Source organism: Streptococcus sp. DD13, assembly GCF_001578875.1.
In the GTDB taxonomy this organism is placed as follows: domain Bacteria; phylum Bacillota; class Bacilli; order Lactobacillales; family Streptococcaceae; genus Streptococcus.
Map to the genome: position 1 here is coordinate 772,921 of NZ_KQ969506.1, position 13,628 is coordinate 786,548.

At 41.7% G+C, this 13,628-nt stretch carries 16 protein-coding genes; all 16 read right to left on the bottom strand.

Translation table 11 applies throughout. The features are described from left to right. Positions 1-73: 73 nt before the first annotated feature. The 16 genes from STRDD13_RS03550 to STRDD13_RS03625 all read right to left on the bottom strand — a co-directional run bounded on the left by STRDD13_RS03550 (position 74) and on the right by STRDD13_RS03625 (position 13,436). Positions 74-1,360, bottom strand: coding sequence for a peptidase U32 family protein (locus STRDD13_RS03550; protein WP_067101954.1), 1,287 nt, complete (start codon positions 1,358-1,360; stop codon positions 74-76). 89 nt (positions 1,361-1,449) lie between these two features. Further along, positions 1,450-2,379: a peptidase U32 family protein gene (locus tag STRDD13_RS03555; protein ID WP_067101957.1), complete on the bottom strand. Its 930-nt coding sequence runs from the start codon at positions 2,377-2,379 to the stop codon at positions 1,450-1,452. Positions 2,380-2,616: 237 nt separating this feature from the next. After that, positions 2,617-3,768 (bottom strand): iron-containing alcohol dehydrogenase, encoded by a 1,152-nt coding sequence (locus STRDD13_RS03560; protein WP_067101960.1) that lies wholly within the window; start codon positions 3,766-3,768, stop codon positions 2,617-2,619. 275 nt (positions 3,769-4,043) lie between these two features. Beyond that, entirely contained in the window at positions 4,044-4,370 is a 327-nt protein-coding gene (locus tag STRDD13_RS03565) for a hypothetical protein (protein ID WP_067101963.1), read from the bottom strand. Between the two features lie 9 nt (positions 4,371-4,379). Then, entirely contained in the window at positions 4,380-4,679 is a 300-nt protein-coding gene (locus tag STRDD13_RS03570; RefSeq protein WP_067101966.1) for a hypothetical protein, read from the bottom strand. A 1-nt stretch (position 4,680) separates the two neighbouring features. Next, on the bottom strand, positions 4,681-5,985 hold the full coding sequence (locus STRDD13_RS03575) for a hypothetical protein (RefSeq protein WP_067101968.1): 1,305 nt from the start codon (positions 5,983-5,985) through the stop codon (positions 4,681-4,683). Beyond that, a complete protein-coding gene (locus tag STRDD13_RS03580) occupies positions 5,976-6,596 on the bottom strand; it encodes a hypothetical protein (RefSeq protein ID WP_067101971.1) in 621 nt (206 codons plus the stop codon). The genes STRDD13_RS03575 and STRDD13_RS03580 overlap by 10 nt, the downstream gene beginning before the upstream one ends. Beyond that, positions 6,593-7,186, bottom strand: a complete 594-nt coding sequence (locus tag STRDD13_RS03585; RefSeq protein WP_067101974.1) for a hypothetical protein — start codon at positions 7,184-7,186, stop codon at positions 6,593-6,595. Before STRDD13_RS03585 ends, STRDD13_RS03580 begins: the two co-directional genes overlap by 4 nt. A 37-nt stretch (positions 7,187-7,223) precedes the next feature. After that, the gene (locus STRDD13_RS03590; protein WP_067101977.1) at positions 7,224-7,844 is read right to left on the bottom strand and encodes a hypothetical protein; all 621 of its coding nucleotides are present in this window, start codon (positions 7,842-7,844) and stop codon (positions 7,224-7,226) included. 27 nt (positions 7,845-7,871) lie between these two features. Next, positions 7,872-8,489, bottom strand: coding sequence for a hypothetical protein (locus tag STRDD13_RS03595; protein WP_067101979.1), 618 nt, complete (start codon positions 8,487-8,489; stop codon positions 7,872-7,874). Between the two features lie 91 nt (positions 8,490-8,580). Next, positions 8,581-9,168 carry a hypothetical protein gene (locus STRDD13_RS03600; RefSeq protein ID WP_067101982.1) on the bottom strand — a complete coding sequence of 196 codons (588 nt, stop codon included), beginning with the start codon at positions 9,166-9,168 and terminating at the stop codon, positions 8,581-8,583. 477 nt (positions 9,169-9,645) lie between these two features. After that, complete coding sequence (locus STRDD13_RS03605; protein WP_067101986.1) at positions 9,646-10,449, bottom strand: energy-coupling factor ABC transporter ATP-binding protein; 804 nt, start codon at positions 10,447-10,449, stop codon at positions 9,646-9,648. Beyond that, complete coding sequence (locus STRDD13_RS03610; RefSeq protein WP_067101988.1) at positions 10,436-11,302, bottom strand: energy-coupling factor ABC transporter ATP-binding protein; 867 nt, start codon at positions 11,300-11,302, stop codon at positions 10,436-10,438. Before STRDD13_RS03610 ends, STRDD13_RS03605 begins: the two co-directional genes overlap by 14 nt. Beyond that, positions 11,302-12,066 carry an energy-coupling factor transporter transmembrane component T family protein gene (locus STRDD13_RS03615; RefSeq protein ID WP_067101991.1) on the bottom strand — a complete coding sequence of 255 codons (765 nt, stop codon included), beginning with the start codon at positions 12,064-12,066 and terminating at the stop codon, positions 11,302-11,304. Before STRDD13_RS03615 ends, STRDD13_RS03610 begins: the two co-directional genes overlap by 1 nt. A 10-nt stretch (positions 12,067-12,076) precedes the next feature. Next, entirely contained in the window at positions 12,077-12,685 is a 609-nt protein-coding gene (locus tag STRDD13_RS03620; protein ID WP_156471242.1) for an ECF transporter S component, read from the bottom strand. Further along, entirely contained in the window at positions 12,669-13,436 is a 768-nt protein-coding gene (locus STRDD13_RS03625) for a nucleoside phosphorylase (protein WP_082781168.1), read from the bottom strand. Before STRDD13_RS03625 ends, STRDD13_RS03620 begins: the two co-directional genes overlap by 17 nt. Positions 13,437-13,628: the final 192 nt, after the last annotated feature.

Below are 13,628 nucleotides of genomic sequence, written 5' to 3' on the forward strand. Positions count from 1 at the left end.
AACCAAAAGGAACGGTTCTCCTTTTGGTCTTTTCTAGTTTGTTGGAAGGAAATGAGAGTTTGTATTTCCTGGGTTAGGCACGAACGGTCATCGCTCGGCCATCTTCTTTGTAGAGATTGATCAAACCAGACTTGCAAGCTCGCACCATATCTCCTGGTTTAACTTCGCGGTCCAAACTAATGGTTAAAAGCTCCATTGGTCGCGCTGCACGATCGATCAACTCTCCTTCTGAATCGCGTAAATCCTGAATATGGGTGGTGAAGTGTCGGAAACCAGGTCCGTAAAATTCTACTTCATCACCTTCATTGATGACATTTCGTTGACGAATCGTAGCTGTCATGGTTGCCGGGTCAAAGGAGACCACTTCCGCCACAAACTTGTACTCTGGAATCTTCCTGCGGGCACCAAAGAGTTGTTCATTTTCTGTCGGTGCATGGTAGTAAAAGCCTGTCGCTAGCTCCCGTTGGGCTACCTTCCACATCTCGTCGATCAGATCTTGCTTGATGGCTTCAAACTTTTCAGGGCTTTCTAAGTAGGCATCCACTGCTGCTTTGTAACAGTTGGTCACCGTTGAGACGTAGTGAACGGACTTCATCCGGCCCTCAATCTTCAGGCTATCTACGCCATTTTCAACCATATCTGGGATATGGTCAATCATACACATATCTACAGCGGACATGGAGAATTCTTCTGCCACCTGTCCTTTGATTGACCGGCGCTCTTCTCCAAATGGCAGATCATACAAATTGTATTTCCAGCGACAAGACTGGGAACATCCGCCACGATTGGCATCCCGATTGCTCATGTGGTTGGATAGGACACAGCGTCCTGAGTAAGAGATACACATAGCTCCATGGACAAAAGCCTCGATCTCTACACTCGTGCGACGACGAATCTCTGCAAGCTCTTCCATCGTGACTTCACGTGCCAAGACGACCCGAGTCAAGCCCAGTTCCTTCCAAAATTCAAAAGTCTCATAGTTGGTCGAAGAAGCCTGAGTGGACAAATGAATATCGAGTCCTGGTGCTTCCGTTGCACAGATGGTGATCAAGGCAGGGTCTGACACAATTACCGCATCCAGTCCCATATCCCGTAATTCTCGGAACCAAGCTCCTGCACCTGTTTCATTTCCCTCATGAGTCACCATATTGGCTGCGACATAAACCTTAGCTCCACGAGCGTGAGCATAGTCGATCCCCTCTTTCATGTCTTCCATCGAGAAATTCCCTGCGCGACTACGAAGTCCATATTGTTGACCACCTACAAAGACAGCATCTGCCCCATAATCAATGGCTACTTTTAATTTTTCCAATGTTCCAGCAGGTGATAGCACCTCTGGACGTTTTTTATATTCTGACATCTTTCTTCTCCTATTTGCAAGATAGTTAAAGGTAAGTAGACGAAAGGATACAGATCCTAAGACGAGGTCTGATCTGTATCTATCCTTTCTTATTTGACCTTATTGCGGTCAAATTCATAAAATCCAGTGTCCAGGCCTCGTTCTTTGGGATGAAGACGACGAATCTGCTCATCCATTAAGAAAGCCTGATCCGCAGTGAACTGCCTTGCTTGAATCAAATCGCGCGCCTTGATAAAGAGTTTCGCAATTTCAACAAAATTTTCCCCTGGACAGAAAATTCCATCCAACTTCCAGTTACAGTAGTGATAGTCCACGAGTTCCGTTAACTTGGTCATCATGTCGATATCATTGTTGATAAAGATGTGCGTCCCATGCTTGTCTTCAAAGATCGAATAGTGACTGTCTGGATCACTCGGCTCTGCTAGGAAAAGCCCGCGCTCTTTCGACAAATCCGTTTCATCTGCCTTGGTAAAATTGTAGTAATTTTGCAGAAGGGAACGTTTAGAGTGGTGAATGACAGAAGCTCCATAGACTAAAATCTCTGCCGGAATCTCCAAATTCGTCGAAATATCAATCAACTCCTCGCGTGGTATCTCACGGGCCAAAACGGCCTCTACGCAACCATGATCCTTCCAGAAATTAATCTGCCGGCTAGAGGTCACAAAGACGGATGTATCGTAAATCAATGGAAAATGATAACCATCTTGCTTGTTTACATAGATAAGCCCAGTATCTCCGACCACCAGATAATCAGCCTTAATTTCCTGAAGAAAGTCTAGATAAGGACGGACATGGTCCATCATCTCCTGGTGAAGCAAGGCGTTAGCTGCTACCGCCAACTGTTTCCCTGCAGCATGCACCAGCTCTGCAATCTCTCTTAATTCCTCATAGGTAAAACAATGTGGAATCCGAAGAGCATAGTCTTCTTCGCCCACATAAATGCGATCCACACCTGCTTCAAGGAGCGCTTTCACCTGCTCAACACTCTCTGCAGTCGCTGTAATAGTAATTTTTTTCATAACAGTTTATTTTATCGCGGAACGGAGTTGAAGTCAAATGTTTATGGAAATTCTCCCCTCTCCTAAGTCTCAACAGCTCACACAATGAAAATTGAGAAACTCCCTTTACTTACAAATAGAGACTCTTTTTCTTTCTAGACAGCAGATGCAAGAGGCTGTTGGACCTTGCTCAAAAAACAAACATCACACGAAAAACGATTTCGTGTGATGTCGTGTAGCCTATACAGATTCCTATGCTTAAAAAAGCTCTTTATAGTAAGAAATAGTCTCTTCTAATGTTGGCATAAATGGATTTCCTGGTGCACAGGCATCAATCAGGGCGTTTTTGGACAGGTATTCGAAATCAAAGTCTGCTTCTTTAATGTCCAACTCAGTCAACTTCTTCGGAATTCCGACAGTTTCAGAAAGTTTTTCGATTTCAGAGACAGCATAGGCTGCACATTCAGCATCTGACTTGCCCTTGATTTGAAGACCCAGGGCTTTTGCTACATTCCGAAAGGCTGCTGGAACACGTTTGGCATTTTCCCGCTCAATGATCGGAAGCAACATCGCACAGCAAACTCCATGTGGAAGATGATAAACCGCTCCCAGCTGGTGAGCCATGGAGTGAACATAGCCGAGTCCGGCATTGTTAAAGGACATCCCGCCTAGAAAAATAGCGTTGACCATCGCTTCACGGGCTTCAATATCCTGACCATTTTCCACTGCACGAGGAAGATATTCTTTGATCAACTCGATTGCTCCAATGGAGAGTTTCTTGGTCACATCATAGGCTCCTGGCGTCACAAGCGCTTCAATAGCGTGGGTCAGGGCATCCATTCCTGTTGCAGCAGTCAAGGAGGCAGGTTTGGAAAGCATGAGCTCAGGATCATTGACCGACATGATGGCGAGACTATTTTTATCCACCATGACCATCTTGACCTTCCGTTCTTCGTCGGTGATGACATAGTTAATGGTGATCTCAGCAGAAGTTCCAGCTGTCGTGTTCACTGCAACGACGGGTAGCCCTTTATTTTCGGATTTGTGTAAACCTTCCAGCTCCTGTGGGGTTTTGTCATTGGTTGCCATGATAGAGATACAGCTAGCGGCATCCTGTGGAGAGCCTCCTCCGACTGAAACGATCACATCGCAGTCTTCATCCTCCAAGACCGCTAGTCCATCGTAGACATTCTTGGTAGATGGATTTGGGTCTACATCTGAAAAGACAACATAGTCGATTCCTGCTTCTTTCAGCGGTTGGAGCACGTTTGGCAGGATCTCGCTCGTCGCGATATAGTGATCTGTGACAACAAGGGCTTTTTGGTAGCCTAGCTCTGCCACATGGGCTCCAAATTCGTTGATGACGCCACGTCCGATGAGGTTGGTAGAAGGTACGTAAAATGTTGACATAAAGATGTCCTCCTGTTTGTTTTGGTGCCTTCATTTTACTACCTTGTTCAAAAAATCACAATGCATTTTGTAAACGTTTTTGTATCTTTTTTATAGAAGTTTTTAAAGGAAATGTCTAGTCGTACAAAAAAAGAGACTGTTCCAACAAACGGCCTCATCTTCTCATTCTCGTCTTATTTAGTCATCTACACCCAACAAGTATCCTATCAGTCTAGCTTGTGGGGATATCCATTCGTTCCGACCTCCTCTCGGATATTCCAGCTCCCTCCTTCCAACTATCCTTTTTTTGTTTCTTTTTCAAGAGCTTCCATGCGCTTTTGGTACTGGTGATTTTCCTCTTGATAGGCTTGACTTAATCGCCTTTCAAATCGTACAATCTTTTGTTGGAACTGATCTAGATTTTCTTCTAAACGACGTAATTCCAGAGTGGGCACATCGTACTGATGGGCTTGACAAAAAGAGTACAGATGATCTGCCAAATCCTCTACTGTTTTTATCGCATCTCGCTTCATATCCTGATAATCCCATTCGTATTCAGAGACTTTCCTTCTAAAGGATGCGTGATCTCTTTCTACTTGTTCTTTTCTTTCTTGTAGATTCATAAAGTCCTCCTATAGCAGGATCGGGCTGATCAAAACAGGCTTTGGCCATTCTACCAGCAGTTGCTTCATCGCATCTGCCGCACCACCCGTTAGCCCTCCCTCCAAGTCAGCAGGCACTTGCTTTGAGGAAAAGTCCTTCATCTTGAGAGCTTGCGTGTCAAGCCAGGACCGACAGAGAGTTCCCTCAAGCATCAAAGCAGAGCGTGTCGAAGATAGGAGCGCCTGAATAGCCAAACGCTCTTGAGTTTTTAGGTATTCTATTTTGATTCGTTCTGCTTCCATTCGATCTTCTATTGTTACTTCTATCATCCTATCTCCTATTTGTTTCAAACACTTTGGCTCCCATTTGGTCACTCTCAATGATTCGATCTGCTACTTTCTGTAGCTGATTGGATAGCTGGGTCATCTGGTCCTGATAGTGACGAGCGGCATTTAAGGTCTCTGCTTCTTTTCCTGCATCCCAGACACGGTTCAACGAAAGCTCAGACAGGAGACTCTCTACCTCGTCCGTAGACAGATACTGGGCCAGTCCATAGGCAGCGGATCTCAAAGACGAAATCATGTGCTCGGTCTTGTCCTTGACGGAGGTTAGCTTTTGGCGGACTTCTTCTTCGTAGACTTCCGCTTGAGCTTTCATGTTTTGAGCTGTGATGCGGACCAAGTCTTCTCGTAAACTAATTTTCCGACTTCCCGAACTAGTTTTTAACGAAGCCTGTAAGGCTTGGATTTCCTTGATATTTAAAGAAATGAGATCTTGTTTAGTTGGCTCCGGAGCGAAAGGACCGTAATTATCTAAATACTCTTTCATATAATGCTCCGGCCTATCAAAATTATCTTCTAACCCATAATTAACAATTCCTAAATTTGCTTTAAAATTCTTCGCTTTATATTCTGCAATCTTTCGGACCTGTTTTTCCGTCATGCCAGAGACAAATTTATTTTCTTTGATATACCTATCAAAATTATAATGATTCCCTTTTAAAAATGGAGTTTGGATATCATGGCTTTTTCCTTCGTAAACTCGGACTTGACCGTAAGGAATGGCTCCTCCGTTTCCATCAAATCTTGTAATACCTTTACCAAAATCAGAGTAAATAATCGCATGTTTTTTTAAATATTTCATTTCTGATGATGAAAAAACACCGCTATCGACAGCTTTTTTAGCACCCCAATCATAGAAATTAACAATTTCTTTTACCCTATATTTGGCTGAGAGCTTTGCATTTGGTACCCCAGCCTGACTATGAGCGGATGAATAATAAATTTGCCCTCCATCTACTCCTTTCTCCTCGAGTCTCTTCTGAGTTTCTGAGAAAAATTCGTCCATTTCATCATATTGAGGGCTCAAACCAGAAACATATGCTTGTATTGCAGCATTTGCCCCAGAAGTAAAAGTTGTTTGGGTACCAGCAGTTAAAACAATTGTTTTGGAATAATCTGTTTTTCCGTCTACAATAGGAGCTACAGCAATAGCTTCTGTTGTAGAGTCTATTGAATTGACAATTTCGTATTTTGTACTACCTTTTTCTATACTTCTTATAGAGCCAGGCTCAAAATCTTTCCACTCTCGAACTACTTTGTGTAGCCTTTGAATATCCTGATGCGTTAATCCCATTTCCAATATTCTCCTCTTTTGATTTCCAAGTTATAGTCTATCTTGGCTTTAGGGCTACCTGTCTTGTCCTTTTTGACATTTTTTAATTTTTTAGTATCTACTAGCGCTCTTATATTTTCGTCCGTTCCACCTAGTTCATTTTTTATCTTAGCTTCTTCTGGTAAGGTTTGTGCATCACTAACATCTATATCAACACCTAATCCGTTTGCAGAGTCTTCTAAATAAATAATTTCATTATCATTATGATCGAAATCTAAACTAAGATCTGAAAGCAATCCATAAGAAGGATAACCTGTTTTCCCAATTTGTCCTCCTAAAACAGCTCTATTTCCCTCTTCGTCATAGATTACCGGAAGGACATCCGCTGTAAATGGCGGATTATCCTTGCCACCTTGGATGAAAATAGGTGAAAATTCTATTTTAGAGATACCTGAATAATTCTCCTTAATATAGATTCCAATCTGTTCTTCTAATAAACGAAAACCATGCTGAATAATTTTTTCTTCTTTCCGCTCCAAACCTAATGAGATGTTAAATTTAGTCATATAAGATATTCCTCCCAAAATTATAATTATAAAAACTACACCGATAGCAAACACTTTTTTCTTCATTCCGCTCCTCCTTTATGGAGTTCTGTGTTATAAACCATTTCTGCCTCCGGACTTCCTTTTTCATCCTTAACAACATCCTTTAGCTGATTGTCTTGAACCAATAAAGAAATATTTTCATCTGTACTTCTAGCCTTCGTGAGTTTTGCTTCATCAGGCAAGTGCTGTGCTTTAGAAACATCGATATTATTTCCATTGGAGTCCTTTAAATCTATAGCTTCATTCCCGCCTCCATCAAAATTGAGAATAACATGAGAAACGATGCCAAAACTGCTTGGATTATAGTTATTAATTGGAGTTCCTAGAATAGCTTTATTTCCATACTTATCATAAATAGTTGGACGGATATAGACATTTGAGAATGTTGACCCTTCCTCGGTAACATAGATTGGAGAAAATTCAATCTTTTCAATTCCTGAAAAATGTTCCTTGATATAAATCCCAATTTGTTCTTCTAGTAAACGAAAGCCATGTTGGTAGAGTTGGGTCGTTTTAGGACCTAGGTCAGGTTTCGTTAGTTTTTGATAGACAAAGAAGCCAGCTAATAGCAAGACAAGAATGAGAGCTAGTCCCGTTAAAATTCTTTTCTTCATTTTCTTCTACCTTTACTTATTTAAATCAGCTTTCAAATCATGGTTTCCATTCTGAATAACTCCCACGCCTAATTTCCGTATTGTAGCTAATTTTAGCATTTGGACTACCAGAATCGCTTTTTTTAACATTTCTCAGCTGACCATCATTTACCAGTGCATCAATGTTATCATCTGTCCCTTTAATTGGAGGTGTTAATTTTGCCTCCTCTGGTAACTGATCCGCAATGCTTACATCGATTTGTTTATCCAGAATTGGAGAAACTTCTAGAAAAATACTTTCATTCCCCTGTTGATCAAAGTCAAGAAATAAGTCCCCAGTTGTTCCATATGATGGATAACCTGTTTTCCCAATTTGTCCTCCTAAAACAGCTCTATTTCCCTCTTCGTCATAGATTACCGGAAGGACATCCGCTGTAAATGGCGGATTATCCTTGCCACCTTGGATGAAAATAGGTGAAAATTCTATTTTAGAGATACCTGAATAATTCTCCTTGATATAGGTGCCAATCTGTTCTTCCAACAAACGGAAACCATGCTGAATAATTTTTTCTTCTTTATGCTCCAAACCTATTGAGAAGTTATATTGAGATACGTAGAACACACCAGCAAAAAGTAAAGATACAAGAACTGCGCTGACAATTAGCATTTTCTTCTTCATTCTGCTCCTCCTTTATGGAGTTCCGGATTATTCAGTGTCACTCAGAAGCACCCCTTTTTTCAATTCCAAATTATAAATCACTTCTGCACTTGGACTTCCCAGATCTGATTTTTCAACACCTTTTAGCTTTCCTTCTTCGATCAAAGTTTGAAAATTTTCATCTATTGAATCTATAAATGTACGAAGAGCTTGACGAGGGAGGGGTTTACCAAAAACAACACTTACAAATTCTCCTGAGTCTGTTTTTAATTCAATAGATTCTTTCAAATCATAGTCAAAATCTAAACGCAATGACCCTATAATTCCATAAGCAGGATGTTGAAAATTTTTATATGATCCTCCAAATATCGCTTTATTTCCGTGAGAATCATAAACTATTGGAACAACTTCCGCATTCAACATAGAATAACCATCGTCCCCCGTCACATAAATGGGTGAAAATTCAATCTTCTCAATCCCAGCATAGTGTTCTTTGATGTAGGTTCCGATTTGTTCTTCAAGAAGTTGAAATCCATGTTGATAGAGTTGGGTCGTTTTAGGACCAAGATTAGGCTTTGTGATTTTGTTGTATGTATAAATGCCACCTCCGACAATGGATAAAAGAATTCCGACCGATATTAGAATAAACCTTATTTGTTTCTTCATAAATTAACCTCCATTATCCAATTCTATAAAATATCACTTTGATAACACGCTTTCTTATAGAAAAACATAACGCTTGAGGGGAATCATATCACTACTCCCCCTTCTTTAGTTCAACATTATAGATAATTTGAGCTTCTGGACTGCCGTTTTCATGCTTAATAACATTTTCTAATTGACCTTCTTGAACTAGTAAGGAAATATTCTCATCTGTACTTCTTGCCTCAGTGAGTTTAGCTTTCTTAGGTAAATAAGCTTCTTTGGAAACGTCTATTAGTCTGTCTTTTGAATCCATTAATTCAATAACTTCATCGCCACCTCCATCAAAATCTAGAATAATATAAGAATACAAACCATAACTTAATGGAATAAATTTATTTACCGGTTCCCCCAAAGTAGCCTTATTTCCATGCTGATCATAAATAGTTGGACGAACATAAGCGTTTAACATTGAAGAACCGTCATCTCCAGTTACATAAATGGGTGAAAATTCAATCTTCTCAATCCCAGTATAGTGTTCTTTAATGTATGTTCCGATTTGCTCTTCTAGCAAACGAAAGCCATGCTGATAGAGTTGGGTTGTTTTAGGACCAAGATTAGGTTTTGTAATTTTGTTGTACAGATAGGTTCCTCCGGCTATCAGAATCATCCCGATCACAAAAAATTTAGTTAATTTTTTCATTGTTCATTTTCTTTCTATAAAAACTTTCATCAAAACATAAAGGATTCAGTCTACACTTATCCTATGGAATTCTGATTCACGGTCAATCCCCTCCACCTTGTCGTGGAAGGGATGATGGCAATGCGACAACCAGATCTTTCCCATCATTTCTTACGATTTTCCTTACGATCGCTATTAGACCTCGGATTGTAACCGCTTACTTAAAGTATACCATAATTTCGCTATGGTATGTATCCCCTCGTATCATTTAAAACTTTTACAAACATTCTTGGAACATACCAAATTCGCTCTCGACGACTGGACCTGATAAACCATTTCAACACTGAGACGATGGCAAAATCATTCTTTCAGCGATTTCAAGAAAGGCTAGACTAGAATCAGCACCAAGAACTCATAAAAAACGAGTTGCCCTCATGGCTAACTCGTTGGTTTTAGAAGAATTATCCCTTGATTATTCTGAAAGAACCTCCATTTGATTTACGATTGGGCTTTCTGGTCATCAATAAAATCTTGAGGTGTTAGAAATAGTTCGTTACAACCTAAGGAGTAGCAAAGTTGGGCTGTTGTTGGGAGAGTAAGAGCTGCCTCTTCAATGATATCCTTGTGAGAAAAGACTTCTTTTGTTGAACCGTCTAGCAAGACTTCCCCATTTCCAAAGACCAGAACTCGCTCAAAGGTTTCTGCCACAAAATCCATATCGTGTAAAATCGAAATAACGAGCTTTCCCTGCTCCCTCAGGCGTCGAATAAGATGCTGAATCCTTTGTTTTCCCATGGCATCCTGGGCAATGGTTGGCTCATCGAAGATCACGATGTCTGTATCCATAGCGATAATGGCTGCGATGGATACCAGCTTGCGTTCGGACAGTCCTAAATCATAGGGATTGACCTTTTCAAGTCCTTCTAATCCCAATAACTCTAGGGCTTCTCTTGCAGCTGTCTTTGCTTCTTTTTTTTGCAATCCTATTTGTAAGGGTCCAAACAAGACTTCGTCTAATACCGTATGTTTAAAAATTTGGTCGTCCGGATTTTGAAAGACGAGGCCAACCTGTTTGGCGATTTGGGCAACCGTTTTTTGAGCGATGTCTTCTTGGTTGATCAGAATTTTTCCTTTTGTTGGTCGAATCAAACCTTTTATCAATTTAACGAGGGTTGATTTCCCAGCTCCATTTTGCCCGATGATAGCTGTCGGACGCTGGTCTATCGTAAAGGAGAGCCCTTTTAAAATTTCCTGCTCTGTCTGATACTCAAAGTGGACATCCCGAACCTCAATCTGTTTCATTTTTTTCTCCCCTATCCTTCGCAAGTACTGACCTTGCTTCCTCCAGAGTTACGGGGTATTGACCCGTATCAGCTAGACGAAGCCCCAAAGAGCGACAGATTTGGGTAAAGATAGGTCTAACGACTCCATAATCTTCCAAATCTTCTCGCGAGAAAATACGCTGGGGCGTATCAAAATCAATCAATTTGCCCTGATCCAATAGCATGACGCGATCACTGTAGGCTGCGATTTTTTCCATCTTGTGCTCAACCAGAATCACTGTAATCCCTTTCTGGCTAAGAGCTTGAATAGCTTGAAAAACAGCTTCACTCCCTTGAGGATCTAACTGGGAGGTTGGCTCGTCTAAGATGAGAATCTCCGGTTGCATCGCAATCACACTTGCAATCGCCATCCGTTGCATCTGTCCACCTGACAAATCAAAAGGCGCCTGATCTCGGTATTCCCAAAGTCCTAAGAGGCGCAAGCTTTCTTCGATCCGCTCTTTCATTTCAATCTGAGGGATCCCTAGATTTTCTAAGCCAAAAGCTACTTCCTCATAGACAGTCGATTTAGAACCTGTCACTTGGTTAAAAGGATTTTGAAAGACGCTGCCTACTGTACGACAGAGCTCATCGGTCGTCACTGTTTTGACATCGACACCATCAATCCATACATGACCACCATATGCTCCACGATAGAAATTGGGAACGAGGGCTGTCAGTGCCTGGCAAAATGTACTCTTTCCAGCGCCATTACGTCCAATGACTCCGATAAATTCACCTGGTTTGATTTCACAGGAAATGTTATCTAGCGCGAGGCTTTCATCTTCTATATGGTATTTGTATTTTAACTGCTCAACTATCAATGTAGTCATTAGATAAACCTCCAAATAAGCGCTCCAAGTAAGCCCAGCACACACAGAAGTTGAATCCAGCCATCATGTTTGGAACGAATGGGTGCATTCAGAAATGTTTTGGGATTTCGAGCATTAAAGCCACGAACTTCCAGTGCTAGAGCACGTTCCTTGGTATCGATAAAAGAACTCATAATCACAGGAGAAATGAGTGGCAGAAAGGCTTTCATCCGAACGAAAAGAGAGCCCTCCGTCTCCATCCCCCTGCTTCGTTGTGCATCGGTAATCGTTGAGATCCGACTAGTCATTTGCGGAATCAACTGAAACAAGGAGACAAAAACATAGCCAAACCGTGGTGAAAAGCCCATTCTCACTAAGTCTTCAATCATATCTGATGACTTGGTAGTGAGGACCAATACACAAAAAGCCAAGATAATATTGCAAACGTTTAGAGTGACGCCTAAAGCAAATAACAAGCCTTCTTGATAAAACGTAATACCTCCAAGGGAAAAAAGGGCCCTCGCATTGTTGGGATTAAAAATCCCTTGGACAATCGCTACGGTAAAAATAATAAAACCAGAAATTCCCAGCATCGGTAGTGCTTTTCGCAAGACACGAGAATGGGCTAATAAAGAAGCGCTCAGCAAAATTGTAACGCCAAACAAGGCTAGTTGATCCACTAATAGCGGAATCACAATGATCGCCAGCACATAGACCATCTTACTGATGGGGGAGAGACTGTTTAAAAAGGACTGTTTGTTTTCATATAAACTGAGTGATGCCATATTTTCCTCCTCAATCTAAGCTTTCGATGACCCTATTACTTTGGTACAGAGATAATAAGGTTCTGGGAAGGTGCTTGTAAAGGCTTAGGACAAGGAGGACGACGACTAATTTATCAGGCAAGTCTACGACCAATTCATCTAGAAATGAGGCAAACCAAAGTGGGGATCCTTGTGCGAGAGACCAAGCAAAAACAAGATCTCCCCAGAGATTTCCAGTGGTTCCTCCCCAGAAAATAAGGTTTAAGGGCGTTGATACACAGACTGCTGCCAATCCTGCCAAAAGCCCTGTCACGATTGCCCCTCCTACCTTTTGCATCCGTCCATAATAAGCCATGAGCCCAACTGTAATCCCTAAGGCAGCATTGGTCAGGGCATAAATCGTTGAGATCGGATCCACCGTCATCCCATAAAGGAAGTTGTTCATGACTCCTACAATAGCGCCTACGACAGGTCCTGCTAGACAAGCAGATAAACAGGTGCCAATAGAGTCTAGCCACAAAGGGAGTTTTAAAACGCTCACAAATAATTTCCCGATATAGTTGATGGCAACTCCAGCAGGAATTAGGACCAGCGTTGCGGTAGTCAGATGGTAACGAAATGGATTATTGCTTTTCATCATCTCTGCTCTCCTTTGCTTGTTGCGCTAATAGGTAGATGGCTTCTAAGGCTGTTCGGATTTCATCTCGTTCACCTCTTGCGACCTGCTCTGCCCCATCTACATAATGGTTAATTTCTTCTTTGATATCGCCACCATACAGAGCAACCGTATTTAGCACAGCCCCCGTTTTGATGCCTCGTAGACTACCTATCGTAAATAGGGCTGCCGCTTCCATATCGCTCGCTAAGACTCCTTTCTGAGCCCAGTAGCGACGGATTTCTTCCTCATTATCCGTATAAAAACTATCCGAACTCCGGCCAATCCCTACATGATAAGGGACAGTTAATTGCTTGGCAGCAGTGATGAGAGCTGACAGGACGTCCGTATCTGGGATAGCAGGAAAAATGGAGCGAACATAGGCCTTGGAGGCTCCATCATCCCGAACTGCTCCGTTGTAAAAGACCAAATCTCCCATCTGAAGATGAGACTGCAGGGCGCCACAAGATCCGATCCGGATCATATACTGAACTCCAATGGCCTTTAGCTCTTCGACCGCAATTCCAGTCGATGCCCCACCCATCCCAGTCGAAACGGATAAAACCGGGATTCCTTTGTAGGTCCCACGGATACTTTTATGTTCTCGGTTAAAGGCAATCCATTCGACGTCATCTAAGAACTCCGCCACACGGTCGACCCTCATCGGATCTCCAGGCAGAATAGCATAGACAGCTCCATGCTCTTCGCTACAACGAATATGTGGTTGTATGCTCATCAGTCATCTCCTTAAGATCATATTTTTCACGTAGGAGTCCTCACATCATCTAGGTATTCGAAAGGACGAAATGTCTAACGTTCCTTTCTTGGCTTTAAACCTAAAAAATCAGAAAGACTCTTTCCTACGTTCCAATCAACTACTTAAATCATATCGCTTTCTTTTTCATTTGTATAGACCATTTCAGTAGAA

What these genes read in the sequence shown, in the direction of transcription:
- STRDD13_RS03550 (WP_067101954.1), bottom strand. Translation starts at nt 1,360, where the DNA reads ATGTCAGAATATAAAAAACGTCCAGAGGTGCTATCACCTGCTGGAACA.
- STRDD13_RS03555 (WP_067101957.1), bottom strand. Translation starts at nt 2,379, where the DNA reads ATGAAAAAAATTACTATTACAGCGACTGCAGAGAGTGTTGAGCAGGTG.
- STRDD13_RS03560 (WP_067101960.1), bottom strand. Translation starts at nt 3,768, where the DNA reads ATGTCAACATTTTACGTACCTTCTACCAACCTCATCGGACGTGGCGTC.
- STRDD13_RS03565 (WP_067101963.1), bottom strand. Translation starts at nt 4,370, where the DNA reads ATGAATCTACAAGAAAGAAAAGAACAAGTAGAAAGAGATCACGCATCC.
- STRDD13_RS03570 (WP_067101966.1), bottom strand. Translation starts at nt 4,679, where the DNA reads ATGATAGAAGTAACAATAGAAGATCGAATGGAAGCAGAACGAATCAAA.
- STRDD13_RS03575 (WP_067101968.1), bottom strand. Translation starts at nt 5,985, where the DNA reads ATGGGATTAACGCATCAGGATATTCAAAGGCTACACAAAGTAGTTCGA.
- STRDD13_RS03580 (WP_067101971.1), bottom strand. Translation starts at nt 6,596, where the DNA reads ATGAAGAAAAAAGTGTTTGCTATCGGTGTAGTTTTTATAATTATAATT.
- STRDD13_RS03585 (WP_067101974.1), bottom strand. Translation starts at nt 7,186, where the DNA reads ATGAAGAAAAGAATTTTAACGGGACTAGCTCTCATTCTTGTCTTGCTA.
- STRDD13_RS03590 (WP_067101977.1), bottom strand. Translation starts at nt 7,844, where the DNA reads ATGAAGAAGAAAATGCTAATTGTCAGCGCAGTTCTTGTATCTTTACTT.
- STRDD13_RS03595 (WP_067101979.1), bottom strand. Translation starts at nt 8,489, where the DNA reads ATGAAGAAACAAATAAGGTTTATTCTAATATCGGTCGGAATTCTTTTA.
- STRDD13_RS03600 (WP_067101982.1), bottom strand. Translation starts at nt 9,168, where the DNA reads ATGAAAAAATTAACTAAATTTTTTGTGATCGGGATGATTCTGATAGCC.
- STRDD13_RS03605 (WP_067101986.1), bottom strand. Translation starts at nt 10,449, where the DNA reads ATGAAACAGATTGAGGTTCGGGATGTCCACTTTGAGTATCAGACAGAG.
- STRDD13_RS03610 (WP_067101988.1), bottom strand. Translation starts at nt 11,302, where the DNA reads ATGACTACATTGATAGTTGAGCAGTTAAAATACAAATACCATATAGAA.
- STRDD13_RS03615 (WP_067101991.1), bottom strand. Translation starts at nt 12,066, where the DNA reads ATGGCATCACTCAGTTTATATGAAAACAAACAGTCCTTTTTAAACAGT.
- STRDD13_RS03620 (WP_156471242.1), bottom strand. Translation starts at nt 12,685, where the DNA reads ATGATGAAAAGCAATAATCCATTTCGTTACCATCTGACTACCGCAACG.
- STRDD13_RS03625 (WP_082781168.1), bottom strand. Translation starts at nt 13,436, where the DNA reads ATGAGCATACAACCACATATTCGTTGTAGCGAAGAGCATGGAGCTGTC.